At 70.5% G+C, this 12,234-nt stretch carries 12 protein-coding genes and 1 pseudogene; 10 read left to right on the forward strand and 3 right to left on the reverse strand.

Annotated elements, in window-relative coordinates; genetic code table 11:
• Positions 1-117 precede the first annotated feature (117 nt).
• The 3 genes and pseudogenes from ACIBEC_RS43030 (at position 118) to ACIBEC_RS43040 (ending at position 3,651) form a co-directional block, all read left to right on the forward strand.
• Entirely contained in the window at positions 118-642 is a 525-nt protein-coding gene (locus ACIBEC_RS43030; protein ID WP_360507609.1) for a PadR family transcriptional regulator, read from the forward strand.
• Positions 639-1,325, forward strand: a complete 687-nt coding sequence (locus tag ACIBEC_RS43035; protein ID WP_360507606.1) for an ABC transporter ATP-binding protein — start codon at positions 639-641, stop codon at positions 1,323-1,325. The genes ACIBEC_RS43030 and ACIBEC_RS43035 overlap by 4 nt, the downstream gene beginning before the upstream one ends.
• 44 nt (positions 1,326-1,369) lie before the next feature.
• Positions 1,370-3,651: pseudogene (locus ACIBEC_RS43040) on the forward strand (FtsX-like permease family protein).
• Between the two features lie 624 nt (positions 3,652-4,275).
• On the opposite strand, the gene ACIBEC_RS43045 reads toward ACIBEC_RS43040, so the two are convergent.
• Positions 4,276-5,529 (reverse strand): MFS transporter, encoded by a 1,254-nt coding sequence (locus ACIBEC_RS43045; RefSeq protein ID WP_360507603.1) that lies wholly within the window; start codon positions 5,527-5,529, stop codon positions 4,276-4,278.
• Between the two features lie 110 nt (positions 5,530-5,639).
• Positions 5,640-6,329: an isochorismatase family protein gene (locus tag ACIBEC_RS43050; protein WP_360507600.1), complete on the reverse strand. Its 690-nt coding sequence runs from the start codon at positions 6,327-6,329 to the stop codon at positions 5,640-5,642.
• Positions 6,330-6,523: 194 nt separating this feature from the next.
• Between ACIBEC_RS43050 and ACIBEC_RS43055 the strand changes: the two genes are divergently transcribed.
• The 4 genes from ACIBEC_RS43055 (at position 6,524) to ACIBEC_RS43070 (ending at position 9,304) form a co-directional block, all read left to right on the forward strand.
• The gene (locus ACIBEC_RS43055) at positions 6,524-7,384 is read left to right on the forward strand and encodes a LysR family transcriptional regulator (RefSeq protein ID WP_360507597.1); all 861 of its coding nucleotides are present in this window, start codon (positions 6,524-6,526) and stop codon (positions 7,382-7,384) included.
• Between the two features lie 205 nt (positions 7,385-7,589).
• Positions 7,590-8,168, forward strand: coding sequence for a hypothetical protein (locus ACIBEC_RS43060; RefSeq protein WP_360507595.1), 579 nt, complete (start codon positions 7,590-7,592; stop codon positions 8,166-8,168).
• Between the two features lie 621 nt (positions 8,169-8,789).
• Positions 8,790-8,987, forward strand: a complete 198-nt coding sequence (locus ACIBEC_RS43065; protein ID WP_360507592.1) for a hypothetical protein — start codon at positions 8,790-8,792, stop codon at positions 8,985-8,987.
• Positions 8,984-9,304, forward strand: coding sequence for a hypothetical protein (locus tag ACIBEC_RS43070; RefSeq protein ID WP_360507589.1), 321 nt, complete (start codon positions 8,984-8,986; stop codon positions 9,302-9,304). The genes ACIBEC_RS43065 and ACIBEC_RS43070 overlap by 4 nt, the downstream gene beginning before the upstream one ends.
• Positions 9,305-9,410: 106 nt before the next feature.
• On the opposite strand, the gene ACIBEC_RS43075 is transcribed toward ACIBEC_RS43070, so the two are convergent.
• The gene (locus ACIBEC_RS43075) at positions 9,411-9,644 is read right to left on the reverse strand and encodes a hypothetical protein (RefSeq protein ID WP_360507587.1); all 234 of its coding nucleotides are present in this window, start codon (positions 9,642-9,644) and stop codon (positions 9,411-9,413) included.
• Positions 9,645-9,981: 337 nt separating this feature from the next.
• On the opposite strand from ACIBEC_RS43075, the gene ACIBEC_RS43080 reads away from it, so the two are divergent.
• The 3 genes from ACIBEC_RS43080 to ACIBEC_RS43090 all read left to right on the forward strand — a co-directional run bounded on the left by ACIBEC_RS43080 (position 9,982) and on the right by ACIBEC_RS43090 (position 12,090).
• Positions 9,982-10,224 (forward strand): hypothetical protein, encoded by a 243-nt coding sequence (locus ACIBEC_RS43080; protein ID WP_360507584.1) that lies wholly within the window; start codon positions 9,982-9,984, stop codon positions 10,222-10,224.
• A 369-nt stretch (positions 10,225-10,593) separates the two neighbouring features.
• Complete coding sequence (locus ACIBEC_RS43085) at positions 10,594-10,806, forward strand: hypothetical protein (protein WP_360507581.1); 213 nt, start codon at positions 10,594-10,596, stop codon at positions 10,804-10,806.
• 870 nt (positions 10,807-11,676) lie between these two features.
• Complete coding sequence (locus ACIBEC_RS43090) at positions 11,677-12,090, forward strand: peptidase inhibitor family I36 protein (protein ID WP_396290404.1); 414 nt, start codon at positions 11,677-11,679, stop codon at positions 12,088-12,090.
• Positions 12,091-12,234: the final 144 nt, after the last annotated feature.

A 12,234-nucleotide genomic window follows, 5' to 3' on the forward strand; every position in this document is an offset into this window, starting at 1 on the left:
GCGAGGCCTGCGAGGACCGGTGGCATAGCCCGCTGACCATCAAAGATGGCGCACGGCCCGGACACTAGGCACCCCGCGTATACGCCATGTGTATACGCGGCATGTATAGCCCTGGATATGTCCATCGGTCACACACTGCTAGGACTCCTGGAGTCCGGCCCCAGCCATGGTTACGACCTCAAACGGGCCTTCGACGAGAAGTTCGGCCACGACCGGCCACTGCACTACGGGCAGGTCTACTCGACCATGGCCCGGCTGCTGAAGAACGGCCTCGTCGAGGTCGACGGCGTCGAGGCCGGTGACGGTCCGGAACGCAAGCGGTACGCGATCACGGACGCCGGGGTCACCGACGTCACCCAGTGGCTCACGACCCCGGAAAAGCCCGAGTCGTACCTCCAGTCGACGCTCTACACCAAGGTTGTCCTCGCCCTGCTGTCCGGGCGCAGCGCCGCCGAGCTGCTGGATATCCAGCGGTCGGAGCACCTGCGCCTGATGCGAATCCTCACCGACCGCAAGCTCCGCGGCGACCTCGCCGACAAACTCGTGTGCGACCACGCCCTGTTCCATCTCGAAGCCGACCTGCGCTGGCTGGAACTGACCGCCGCGCGCCTCGACGGTCTCGCGAAGGAGATACTTCGATGAGCCCCGCCGGTGCCCTGCTCACCGCCGAAGCCCTGCGCAAGTCCTACGGACCGACCCCCGCACTCGACGACGCCACGTTCTCGATACACGCCGGTGAGATCGTCGCGATCATGGGCCCGTCCGGCTCCGGGAAGTCGACCCTGCTGCACTGCCTCGCCGGAATCGTCACCCCCGACTCCGGGACCATCACCTACGCCGGCCGTGACCTGACCGCGATGAGCGACGCCGAGCGCTCCGCGCTGCGCCGCAGCGACTTCGGCTTCGTCTTCCAGTTCGGTCAGCTCGTGCCCGAGCTGACCTGCGTCGAGAACGTCGCCCTGCCGCTGCGGCTGAACGGCACCAAGCGCAAGGACGCCGAACGCACCGCACGGGCCTGGATGGAACGGCTGGAGGTCGGCAACCTCGGCCACAAGCGGCCCGGCGAGGTCTCCGGCGGCCAGGGCCAGCGCGTCGCCGTCGCCCGCTCCCTGGTCACCGGCCCCAAGGTCCTCTTCGCCGACGAACCCACCGGGGCACTGGACTCCCTCAACGGCGAGCTCGTCATGCAGCTGTTCACCGACGCGGCTCGCTCCACCAACGCCGCGGTCGTCCTCGTCACGCACGAGACACGGGTCGCCGCCTACTCCGACCGAGAGATCGTCGTACGCGACGGAAAGTCGCGTGACATGGAGCCCGCCCTGTGACCGCCCGCACCAACAGAGGCACCACCTGGGCGCAGGACCTCGCGATGGGCGCCAAGTTCGCGGTGACAGGCGGCCGGGAGGGGTGGATACGGACGCTGCTGACCGCCCTCGGTCTCGGACTCGGAGTGGCACTGCTGCTGTTCACCGCCGCCGTCCCGGCCGCGAAAGAGGCCCTGAGCGACCGCGAGAGCAACCGCAGCACCTACCTCTCCGCCGACAAGGCCAACGAGGACACCCTCCTCGTCGCCGATACCCACAGCACGTACAAGGACAAGAACGTCTTCGGCCGGATGGTTCGCGCCGAGGGCTCCAGGCCGGTGCTGCCGCCCGGTCTCTCCCGGCTGCCCGGCCCTGGCGAGATGACGGTCTCCCCAGCGCTGGCGGCGCTGCTCGACACCCCGGAGGGCAAGCGGCTGCTGGGGCCCCGGCTCCCTACAAGCAGGTCGGCACCATCGCGGAGCCGGGCCTGCGCGGCCCAGCTGAGCTGGCGTACTACGCGGGCAGCGACGTCATGAAGGCCGGCGACGGCTTCGTCATGCGGATCCACGGCTTCGGAAACCCCGAACCGCAGGAACCCTGGGACCCGGTCCTGCTGCTGCTGATACTGATCACCTGCGTCGTCCTGCTGCTCCCGGTGGCCGTCTTCATCGCCGCTGCCGTCCGCTTCGGCGGCGAGCGCCGCGACCGGCGGCTGGCCGCGCTGCGCCTGGTCGGCGCCGACGGGGCCACGACCCGCAGGATCGCGGCGGGCGAGGCACTCAGCGGCGCCGTGCTCGGTGTGCTCGTCGGCGCCGCCCTCTTCGCCGTGGGCCGGGAGTTCGTGGCCGACTTCCCGATCAACGAAACCCGGATGTACCCGATCGACATCGCCGCCAGTCCGGTGCTGGCCCTGCTCGTGGCCTTCGCCGTGCCGATCGCCTCAGTGGCCGTGACCCTGCTCGCGATGCGCGGGGTCGTGATCGAACCCCTCGGCGTGGTCCGTACGTCGAAACCGCCCCGGCGCCGGCTGTGGTGGCGGCTGGCGATGCCGCTGGCCGGACTGGCCCTGCTCTACCCGATGATGGGGCAGAGCACGGGGGAGCAGTTCAACCAGTGGCAGGTCAGCGGCGGTGTCGTACTGCTGCTGATCGGGGTCACCGCACTGCTCCCCTGGCTGGTCGAGGTCGCGGTGAACCGGCTCGGCGCTGGCTCGGTCTCCTGGCAGCTCGCGGTCCGGCGGCTCCAGCTCGCCAGCGGTGTCGCGGTGCGCCCGGTCAACGGCATCGCCGTCGCCGTGGCCGGGGCGATCGCCCTGCACGCCCTGTTCACCGGCATCGAGAGCTCCTACGCCACGGACACGGGCATCGACACGGACCGGGCACAGCTCCAAGTGCTGACGCCGTCGCAGGTGGAGCCCTCGCGTATGCCCGCCATCACCGCGCAAATCGCCTCCACCGAGGGCGTGAGGAAGGCCATCTCCCTCGGTAGTACGGGACTCGGCGAGAAGGCCCGCAACCCGGAGAACTACCAATCCGTCACGATCGGCGACTGCGCCTCGCTGCGTGAGATCGCCAAGCTGGACAAGTGCGCCGACGGCGACGCCTTCCTGCTGCCCGACCCCGAGCACCCGCAAGAGATGTCGAAGCCGGGCCAGGAGGTTGTCATCGACCCGTCCTCCGACGCCGGAGTCCGCGGCGCGGAAATCGCCTGGACCATGCCGACGGACATCAAGACTGCCGCATCCCGCCCGGACCCCACTGGCTTCACCCATTCGGGCCTCATCGCCACCCCGGGCGCGCTGCCGAAAGAGGCGCTGGACATCCTCCGCTACAGCACCTTCGTCAACCTCGACCCCTCGGTGGCGGACGCAGAGGAGCACGTGCGGAACACGGTGGCGCGGGCCCATCCTCTGATGATGCCGATGTCCCTCAAGGCGGTGCAGGTCAACGGCCGGTTCGCCACCGTGAAAAAGGGCCTCCTGATCGGCTCCGCCGCGGTCCTGCTGCTGATCGGCGCCAGCCTCTTCGTCTCCCAGATGGAGCAGCTGCGCGAACGTAGGAAGCTCCTCGCCGCCCTGGTCGCCTTCGGCACCCGCCGCCGCACCCTGAGCCTCTCGGTCCTGTGGCAGACCGCCGTCCCGATCGTCCTGGGCCTCGTCCTGGCCTGCGGCGTCGGTCTGGCCCTGGGCGCCGTGCTGCTCCAGATGGTGAGCCGGCCGGTGCACTTCGACTGGACGTCCGTGACGGTGATGACCGGCGTCGGCGCCGCGGTCGTCCTCCTGGTGACCGCCCTCAGCCTCCCGCCGCTGTGGCGCATGATGCGCCCGGAGGGGATCCGCACGGAGTAGACGGGGCAACCCTACGTGGCCGCAGAGGGGCTTCCCATCGGAGAAGCCCCTCTGCGGCGCCCCCGGCACCCGTCACCCTCGCGGCGGGTGGAGAACCTCAGCCACCGCGGGCAGCACCCGGACCGGGAGCGCGGCCATCGCCTCGCGCAGCACCTGGGCGAGCTCCTCGACTCGGCCGGCCGGGCCGCGCCCGTGCGCATCGCCAGCGCGATACGGCGCGGCGGGGATCCGCGAAGTACCCGGCCGCCAGGTGGGCGCTGCGCGGGACGAACGCGACGCCCGCGGTCAGCGCGGAGAGCCGGGCCGCGTTGAGGTCGAGCGTGCGGGTCTGGCGGTCCGATGCCCTCCATCAGGGCCGAACGCACCGCGGCGGCCGGCCGGTGACGAGGGCGATGCGGACGCCGGCCTCCTTCGCCACCTCCAGGGCGGCCCGGGTGCGCTCGGACGGGATCCCGTTGCTGCGCGGGAGCGGCCGTCGAGATCGGTCGCTCCCGGCTTCGGCCGGGGGCCGGCGGGGAGACCGGCGTCGTTGTCATCGTGTACCCCCGCACCTGGGGGCGGGTTGGTCGCGTCGGCCGGGCACGGGGCGGTACCGGGTCTTGGACCCGGTGGCGGATGGTGTGCTCAGTCGGTGCGGCCGGGGCGGCGGGCGAGGACACCCGCTGTGGTGAGCAGGATGAGCAGGACGCCGGTGAACCACGTCATCGCGGTGGTCACGGTGGTGTAGAGGGTGGCGATGCCGAGGCCGATCGGGGGCAGGGCCAGGCCCAGGTAGGAGATGAGGAAGAGTCCGGCGAGAGCGTCGCCGCGTTTGGCGGGGGTGGCCATGGCGACGACGGTGCCGACCGCGGACTTGAACAGCATTCCGGCGCCGATGCCGGCTGCGATGCCGGCTGCCAGGAACAGGGGGAGGCTGGCGGTGCGCATGCCGATGGCGAGTGCGGCCACTCCTGCGGCCTGGGCGTACAGGCCGATGTTCCTGCGTGTTTTGGGATCGAGGTGGCCGGTGAGTGACTGGGCCGTGGCGGCGGCACCGAACACGGCGAACACGATCAGCCCGGCCAGTGCGCGGGAGGGGTGGTGCAGGGTGTGGCCGACGAACCCGGGGGCCAGCGAGGTGAACAGGCCGAAGACCGCGAAGGAGGCGAAGCCCGCGGCTGCGGCGGCCACGTATCCGGTGGGGTCGCCGTGGTCGGTGCTGACGCGCTGCGGTCGGTACGTGGGCCTGACGGGCTGCTTCTTGACTGTCTCGGGGGTGAGGGCGACCGCGGCGACGCTGATCAGCAGCAGGGCGCCGAAGACGAGGTAGGGCAGGCGCAGCGGCGCGTCGAGGTACTGGGCGAGGAGGCCGGCGACGAGCGGGCCGAAGCCGAGGCCGCCGATGTTGGCCGCGGTGGAGACGGTCTCGAAGCGCTGCGAGGATGCGCGGGGGCGGTGCGCGCTGTGCAGTTCGTGCAGGTGGGCGGTGGCGGTCGCGGTGAGCATGCCGATACCGAGGCCGGTGACCAGCCTGGCGAGGAGGAGGACCGGCAGGGCCGGTTCGGTGAGGAACAGCGCGGCGGCGAGCAGTTCGAGCGTCAGCGCCGTGATCAGGACCTTCCGCCGGCCGACCCAGTCCGAGACGTGCCCGGCCAGCAGCAGGCTGGTCAGTACGCCGATGGCGTAGACGGCGAAGACGATGGTGACGGTGAAGGTGGAGAAGCCGTCGCGTGCCTGGTACAGGGGGTACAGCGGGGTGGGGACGGTGGAGAACGCCATGGCCGTGACGAACACCGAGGCGATCATCCAGAACCCGGCACCGTGCCTGCGGGCCGAGTGGTGCGTGTCGCCGCGCTCGGCGGGTGCCCGGAGAGCGGTTCGGGGTGCGGACAGCGACATGTGACTGCTCCGATTCCGTGAAGGTCGTGGGCCGGCGTCCGGGATCGACGCCGGCCGTGGGGGCCGGTCGCTGCCCCGGGCCCACTGGCCCGGGGCGGCAACGACGGGATTCAGGCCAGCCGGCCGTGGGCCTGGGCCCACTTGACCTCGGCCCCGGCGGCCTCGCTGCCGGTGGCCTCCGCCTGGGCGCGGCCCACCGATTCCATGACGGCGGCGTAGCCGGGGCTGACGCTCGCGTAGATGCCGCCCCAGTTGGCCCAGTCTTCGCGTGCCCAGGTCTTCTGCAGCTCGGCTGCCACGCCGAGGACGTCGATGACCTTGACGCCGGCCCGGCTCAGGCGCTCGATCGAGATCCGCTGGGCCTCGTCGGAGTAGGTGCCGGAGGCGTCGATGACGGCGTACACGTTGTATCCCTCGGCGAGGGCCGCCAGTGCGGGCTCCACGACGCAGATGCTGGTCATGATGCCGGCGACGAGGAGCGTACGGCGGCCGGTCTGCTCGACGGCGCGGCGGAAGCCCTCCACGTCCCACGCGTTGATCTCGCCGTGACGCTGGACGTACGTCGCCTGGGGCGCGTTCTCGAACACCTCCGGGATCAGCGGGCCGTTCGGGCCCTCGGGGACCGACGCGGTGGCGATCACCGGGGCGCCGGCCAGGGTGGCGGCCTTGGCCAGTACGGCCACGTTGTTGCGCAGGTCGCGGACGTTGGTGTGGTTGACGATCTGCAGCAGACCGCTCTGGTGGTCCACCAGCAGTACCGCGGCGTCTGCGGGGTCGATGAGGCCGGTGTTGCTCGACATGATGTCTCCATGGGGGGTAAGGGCGGGCGTCCGGCACCGGGCCGAATGTCCTGGTTTCACCAGCAGCGCCCTTGCTGCCGATGACCTCTTCAACCCCCTGCCGCAGGGGTCGCTTCCCATGCCGGGGAGATGGTTCGCGATGACGGTAATCTCTATCGGAGATAGCCTGGGATTTCGGCCGTACGGAGGGTGGGATGGATCTTCGGCAGATGGAGGTCGTCGTCGCGGTCGCCGAGGAGGGCGGCTTCAGCGCGGCGGCGCGACGCCTGCACGTGGTGCAGTCAGCGGTCTCCACCACGGTGCGCGCTCTCGAACGCGAGCTGGGCGCATCGCTGTTCCACCGGACCACCCACCGGGTGTCCCTCACCCCGGCGGGCCAGGCGTTCCTCCCGGCCGCCCGCGCCGCGCTACAGGCCGCCGAACAGGCCCGAGCCGCCGTTGACTTGACCAAAGCAGAGCTCCGGGGAGAGATCGTGATCGGCGTCATGCAGGGCCTCCACACCGGCCTCGCCCAGGCGCTGGCCGCCTTCCGCCACCAGCATCCACAGGTGACGATCAGGCTTCGTCAGGCGCCGGCGGACGACCTCCTGCAGGCCTTGCGCGACGCCACCCTGGACGTGGCCGTCGTGGCACTGGCCCGCCCCCAGCAGCGAGGACTGGCCACCCGCGTGCTCAAGGAGGAGGAGATGGTCCTGATCACAGCGCCGGGACGCACCGGGCAACCCGAACGGCCGGTCACCCTCGCCGAGGTAGCCGGCCTACCACTAGTGGAATTCCCCGTCGGCTGGGCGATCCGGCACTCCGTCGACCGCGCCTTTCGTACCGCCCTCGTCGACCGCGCCGCCACCTTCGACGTCAACGACATCCTCACCGCCACCGACCTGGTCCGCCAGGACCTGGGCGTGTGCATCATGCCCCAATCCCTGGCCGCCCGCTTCCCCGACCTGACGACACGCCGGTTCGCCCAAAACGCACCCACCTGGAAAGTCATGGTGGTGCATCCCCGCGGACAGGTGTCTGCGCCCGTCACCGCCCTGCTGCGCCACATCACGTAGGCAGCGGCCCGGCGTGCGGCAGGGCGGACACCTGGGGGTGGCGGGCGACGAGGTCGGCGAGTCGGTGTTCGCCGAACTGGCGGATGGCGTCGGCGGACCACGACTGAGGAACTCGTCACGGCGACCCGTACGGGCAGACGGTTCGTGACTGAGATGCCCGTTTACCGAGGTCACCGTCACTGAAGTCTCCCGGTACCACGTCTCGGTGCGCTGGCCATGGTGGGAGATCGACACGGCGGCGGACGGGATCGAGTGGAACGGCGACGTGGCTCTTCCGACGCCGGCGGACGACGACTGGAAGAGCGAGTACTTCCGGATAAGGCCGGCGGAGGACACGCTGAAGGCCGGCGACAGGTGCCTGGTGGGGATCCCTCCAACCGAGGTGCACGTCCTGGCGGTCCACCGTTTCGATCCGCTTCCGGAGACAGGCTGGCTGCCACGACCTGCGACCTACCTCGACGTCCTGCGGCAGGGCGAGTCCTATGACGCCAGGCTCGAAGAGCAGGGCTACTCGATCGACCCGGTCGGCGGCGTGCCGTTCCAGCTCGAACTGCTCTTCCGCCCCTTCGCGTTCCTGGAAGCCGGCGACGAGGTCGTCGACCGCGACGGGCGCGCGTGGAAGTTCGACGCTCCCTGGTGCTGGAACGCGTTCGATGGCGGACAGCCGAACATTCCGTCCTGGCCTCTTGCCCTGCTCTTCTCTTCCGCAATGGCGAGCCGACGCCCGAGGCCGTCGCGGCCGTTGCGGAGGCAACAGCCGCAGGCAGCCACGCCGACGAGGTGAGCCGGTGGGCGGAACTCACCAACGCGGAGCCAACCACACCCGCCTGACCTGCCTCGGACGTCGGCACCGCATGCACCTGGTGGCGGTCACCGTCCCCACGGGGACTCGTGACCATGAGAGTGGGGAATTACGCCGACACGAAACCGCAGCTTGTGGGGAATCGCGTGACCGCCGACATGCTGGATCTGCCACGATAAGCACCACCAGCGGCAGGAGGAGCGCGAGGCCAAGGCCCACGCACGGCTGGAGGCGGCCCGAGCGGCCAACGCCAAGCGGCGCCCGTGCTGGTCGTACCGGGGCTCGATCGGCGGCTTGCGCCCCAGCTCTCCACCGCCGACGAGCCGGCAGCCCGGCCGAAAGGGCTTCCCTGGCAAGCCCACGGTGCTGCGCCGGTTCCTGGCGGAGCTGGACTGCGCACCAGGTTCAACGGCAAGCGCGGTGGTGCCTCCGGCTTCATGCAGTGTCTCAACTGTCTCCTGGCGTGACCATCACCGGGCTGTCAGCGGCCAGTTGGAATCGGCTCTGGCGCGAGTTCCGTAAAAGACGGCGAAGGGCGCGGTCACGCAAACCGTCTCCCCGGGCACCGACCTGACGGTCAAAGCGGACCGCGAGATCAACGCGGTGTTCGACGAGGCGAAGATGTCGATTCACCACAGCGGGCAGACCCACGTCTACGTCGGCCCCCGTCGCCGGGGAAACCGCCTGCCTGCTGTGCACGGCAGGCCCCTGGACGATCCGGCGGGCGGCCACGTCGCGTCCATCGTCTGCTTCGACCTCGCGGGGTTGCCGTTGCTGGAGCGGGCGCCGAAGCGACCATGACAAACGCTGACTTTCTGGCTCCGGCCCCAGGCCAGGGCACTGCCAGGCTCAACGTCGCCCTCTTCGCCGGCACCGACGAGCAGAAGATGCGTAGCCGCTACGAGTTCCTCCAGGAAACCCCGCTGTTCTACTTCGAGCGGGAGGGGATGGACCACCGCCTGTACTTCGGCATGAGGTGCGGCTTTATCGACGGACCGGTCCAGGACACCCCGGGCGTCACAGTGGTCGGAGGATTGGGCCCGGGGGTGAGCCGTGCCCAGGACATCCCGATGGTCTCACTCTGGGTGGGGCCGGACTCGGCAGCGCTCGCGAGCTGACGTCGTATGGCCGAGTACCAACCTCGAAGCGCCGGTCCACCGCTATGGTGACCGCGCTTTCCGCACCCAGAACGGGCCAGAGCTCGACATACGAGCCGATCTGCGACTACGCCGCCACGGCGGCCTCGACCGGCTCGTCGGCGATGTGCTTGAGCCGGCTGCGGGCTTCGACGCGGTCCTTGCCCGACAGCGAGGCCCGGAACTCATCCACCCACACCGCGTGGGAGGCCTGTCGTTCGGCCTCCTCCAGGCGGGCGGACTCGGCCGCCCGACCCGTAGCCGCTTCTATCCCTTCAGCTGCTTGCTTCTTGCTCCAGCGCGCGGTGAGGATGCTGGTCACGCTGGCGATGCATGCGCTGACAACGGAACTGGCCAAGATCGCAGCCCATAGGGGCGTCGAGCTGGCGTCTGAAGAGCCTCCGCTGGACGCGGAAAGATGGGTAGCCGCAGCCGGGAGGACCAGGACCAGGAAAGGGGACGGTTCCAACGGCATCGTTGCTCACCCCCAGCATTCGAAATAGCCCTACTTTCACAGTGCCTCCGGCACAGCCCAACGGCATCCCTGAGCCGGTGCTGCATACAGACTGCGGCTCCGTTCGTGCCACCAGACGCAGCGTCTGCTGCGCCCCGGCGCGGCGTCGAACAAGGCGATCCGGCAGACCCTCGGCGACCTCGCGTTGCACGGCCTGGTCGCCTCCGACGGCAACACCGCCGCTCGGAACAAGACGTGGCGGCTGGAGGGCACGGCCGGGCTGGAGGCGGCCGGGCAAGTGCTCGGCGTACCCCGCGCCGAGATGGGCTCAACGGCCCGGGGCGCCGGCCGTACCGGGGCCCAGCACGCGATGGCGGTCAACGAGACGATCGCCGCGTTCTCCTCGGCGGCACCGCATCGGACGCCCCGGGCGGCGTGGGCACCGTGACCGACTGGGCGACCGAGGTCGAGTTCGCGCTGCCGGGCGGGCGGCACAAGGTGCGCCCGGACGCGGTGTGGCAGGCCCCGGAGATCGGGGTGCCGGTGCTGATGGTGGTGGTCGACCGCTCGACCATGGCGGTGGAGCGGGTCGCGGCGAAGTTCACCGCCTACCGCGAGCTGTTCCGCAGCAAGGTGAGGAGCCGGCAGCCGCCAGTGGACCCGCCGCCCGGGTGGCCGCTGCTGGCCCTGCCACCAGGAACGCAACGAGCGGCTGGAACGGGAGGCCGAAGAACAGCTGGAGGCGGCCCGCGCGACCAACGCCACGCTGCGCCCGTGCTGGACGTGCCGGGGCTCGATCGGCGGCAAGAAAGGCTCGGTGCTGGAGCTGACCGGGAAGGCCGGCCCGGACCGGCTGGAGTGCCCGCGGTGCGAGAGGGACCGCGCCGAGAAGAACCTGGGTCCGTTGGTGCTGCCCATCCCGACCAAGCGCGAACAGGTGGCCGCCCTGGTGTCCGCTTCGGACGATTCGTGGTGGGAGCTGCGGGTGCTCCACGCGAAGCTCTACCCCGTCTGGAAGCGCCCGGTGTGATCTGCTTCCGGCTCAGGGCGCTTGTACAGGGGTTCCTGGGTGTGCGGGGGTGGGGGTTGGCTGCTGGCCGAATTCGTTGGAGGCGGCCTGGAGGTCGCCGGTCAGGGAGCGGAGGTCGGGTGCTTAGTCGGGGTGCTGACATTTGGGGCACAGCTCGTGGCGGCCCTCGGGTGTGATCACGGTGCCCCAGCTGCGGCATTCTTCGCAGTCGCGGGCCCGGTCGATGTTCGCGCGGATGGTAGGAGCGTGGGGGTGGGCTCCATGAGTCATGGGTGATTTTCCTCTGTAGAGCGCTATCACTTACGCCCAGTTTGCCATGGTTCGTATAGATATGCGGCATGGGGCGCTGGCGCTCGTGATCTGCCGCTGCACTGCTGACGTCGGGCACGAAGCCGCCGATCACCTGCTGGTGACCGGCGCCGTCACACGTCGGGCGGCGCCTGGCGCGCTACGCCCCCGTCTTGGCCGGTTCGTCGTCGACCTGCTTGAGCTCGCTGTGGCGGCGGCTCCCGGCCCTTTGCGGGCAAGCTCGCCCAGCAAGGGGTGGCCCATCTGGCGTGCGAGGCCGCCGCTCGACTTCCTCCAGCCGACCTACGCCGCGAGCTGCTCCTCGCTTGGCGCCGCCCCCGGGACGGCACGGTGAAGCGGTGGGTGGTCATCTCGTTGCCCGGGCTGCTGAGTAGCTCGTCGCGGGATTCCTGGCGGCTGGCCGCATGGGGACTGGTGCGGTTGGACCGCCCCTTCGCGAGGGGCGTGTGCGGACGGTCGGCGTGCCGGCGAGGGGTGCGGCATCGCGAGGTACCGGGGCAGCGCCGGTCCGGTCCCAGCACTGTGGGTCTGCCGGTCAAGACTCGTCGAAGGGATCCGTTCATGGGCAGCATGCGTGTCCGTACGACGCTCGCCGGCACGGCCGCGGCGTTCGCCGGTGTTTCGCCGGCCCAGGCCGCCTCGGGCGCCGGCACGGCCGTCGCGCAGGTCCGGGACAAGATCGCGTGTCCGCGCGGGTTCGTGTGCATCTACCCCGACATCGAGTTCGTCGGTCAGCCGTACGTGAAGCGGGCCGTCGACGGGAGCGTGCGGCACCTGCCGGACTACATCCGGGGAGCGGGGAGCTCGGTGATCAACAACAGCGGCCGGACCGCGCGGGTCTACCAGAAGGACAACTACTTCGGCCGGCACGTGTGCGTGGGCAGCGACGGGGGCTCCATCCATGACCTGCGCTCGTACCAGCTCAACGACGTCACGCACTCGCTGAAGATCAACGACACCCCCTGCGGCGCCTAGCCAAGCGACACAAGCCCACCTCCGGCACGAGTTGTGGGGGGGGGGGGGGGGGGCGGGGTGGGGGCCCCCCCCCCCCCCTGGCGCCCCCCCCCGCCCCCCCGCGCGGGGGGGTGCGAACCCCCACGGGGCCGGGCGGCCCGCCCC

It is taken from the genome of Kitasatospora sp. NPDC051164, from assembly GCF_044455625.1.
Classification (GTDB): domain Bacteria; phylum Actinomycetota; class Actinomycetes; order Streptomycetales; family Streptomycetaceae; genus Kitasatospora.